Raw genomic sequence first — 1,754 nt, forward strand, 5'->3', positions numbered from 1 at the left:
ATTATCATGTTGTTTAACTCTAAATAGGCATATAACAAGTCACTCAAAAGGACTAAAAACAGTTGGCTAGGTTCGCTGCGCTCACTATTTTAGCCAACAATTTTTAGCCTCTTAGTGAGGCGTTAGCTTTATTGGAGAGTTAAGTATTAAATGGAAGTATAAGTTGCTTAAAGGCAGTCCTCTATTAAGGGCACTTACTTGGCAGCAATTAAATAAAAGGCAACTCCAATCATTAATAAAAAGGTTTGCTACACGGGAAGCTAAATTAATACGCCAAGGTCACGCTAGTTTTTTTATTTGGCGTTCTCGCCGTATTTCAGCCGTTCATATTTATGAAAAACGCTATGGCAATGCACCTCTATTATTTAAGCAACGTTGCATGCCTAAGCTAAAGTCATATTATATAAATAACGGAGTTTATACTTGGCCTTATGTGAAATAGGGCTGGGAGTAAAAATAAAGCTAACAAGAAATTAAACAAGGACAAAAAACAGTTGGCTTTTTGTTCACTACGTTCACTTATTTTAGCCAACAATTTTTTGCCTGTTAATTAGGCGTTAGTTGCCCCCACAAATAAGATTAATATTTATTTTAGTGTTTGGCGTATTTCATAAATGTTTATTGTTTGTTTCGTTCTTTTGTGTGGTAACTTTACCGCATTCAAATGTTTAGCGTTTTTGGCTAAACAGTTTCGCCTAAATGGATTTGGTGCTTCTTCGCTCAACTCCCTTTAGGTTATTCAATTTTGGTTTGCATTTATCGCTTAATCGCTTTTGTGTAAACGGCTCAAAATTAATTTGGGCGTTAAGTGGTGGTGGGCAGGTGTTAATTCGCTCTTCCATCCATTTACTTTTAGCGGTTGCTGTATGTTGTGCGTTTTTAAATCACAGCAACTAACAAGGCAATCAAGCAGGACTAAAAAAAGTTGGCTGCCGTTCGTGCCTCACTATTTTAGCCAACCATTTTTAGCCTCTTATTGGGGCGTTACAAGGATCGTTAAACTATGCGTTTGTTGATAATATTGTTTTTAACTTTATTGAACATTAGTTGCTCAACTGTTAAAAATAAACCAAATAATTACATATTGGATTTTTCAAATTTAAAAGCAATAATTTCCGATTCAAATTTCAATCAAAACTCTACAATAAACATAAGAAATATAGATACTTGTAAGATTGAATTTAAATCACATTGGTCTAAAGAAGTAAGTGAGAGAAAAGGTTTTTATTCAGTACACACAGCAATAATAGTCGACTTTTCTAAGAACTATAAAAACTCATTGTTTGTCCCTGCGCATGACGTAATAGAGGATGGTGTTGTACAACAAAGGTGGAGTGATTTAGTTGAAATTAACTTTATAAAAGACGCTGAAGTTAAGAAAGTAACTTTAGAAAATGAATCATCTGATGGTTTTATGAAATTCTACGATACAGATTATCTATCTATTGGAGTTTCTAAGCCGGAACAAAAGCTTAAAATTAACGAGTTACTTAAAGCTTTTGATTCAATTCATCGTGGCTGCATTAGCAGTTAAATCCTTGTAACAAGCCATTCAAGCAGGACTTTTAACAGTTGGCTAGGTTCCGCTTCGCTACACATTTTAGCCAACAATTAAAAGCCTCTTAATGGGGCGTTATGTGTTTCTCAAACTAAGGATGAATATGTCAAATGTAATGGATACAATTAAAATTAGAGATAATAAAAGCGACTTTAAACTAGCGATGGTTTTGGCATTTGTTTTAGTGGCTATTTCA

At 34.1% G+C, this 1,754-nt stretch carries 1 protein-coding gene; it reads left to right on the forward strand.

What is annotated here, in order from left to right; genetic code table 11:
* Nucleotides 1-1,003 precede the first annotated feature (1,003 nt).
* Nucleotides 1,004-1,534: a hypothetical protein gene (locus H4J66_RS00055; RefSeq protein ID WP_182169093.1), complete on the forward strand. Its 531-nt coding sequence runs from the start codon at nt 1,004-1,006 to the stop codon at nt 1,532-1,534.
* Nucleotides 1,535-1,754: the final 220 nt, after the last annotated feature.

Source organism: Colwellia sp. MB3u-55 (assembly GCF_014076785.1).
Classification (GTDB): domain Bacteria; phylum Pseudomonadota; class Gammaproteobacteria; order Enterobacterales; family Alteromonadaceae; genus Colwellia_A.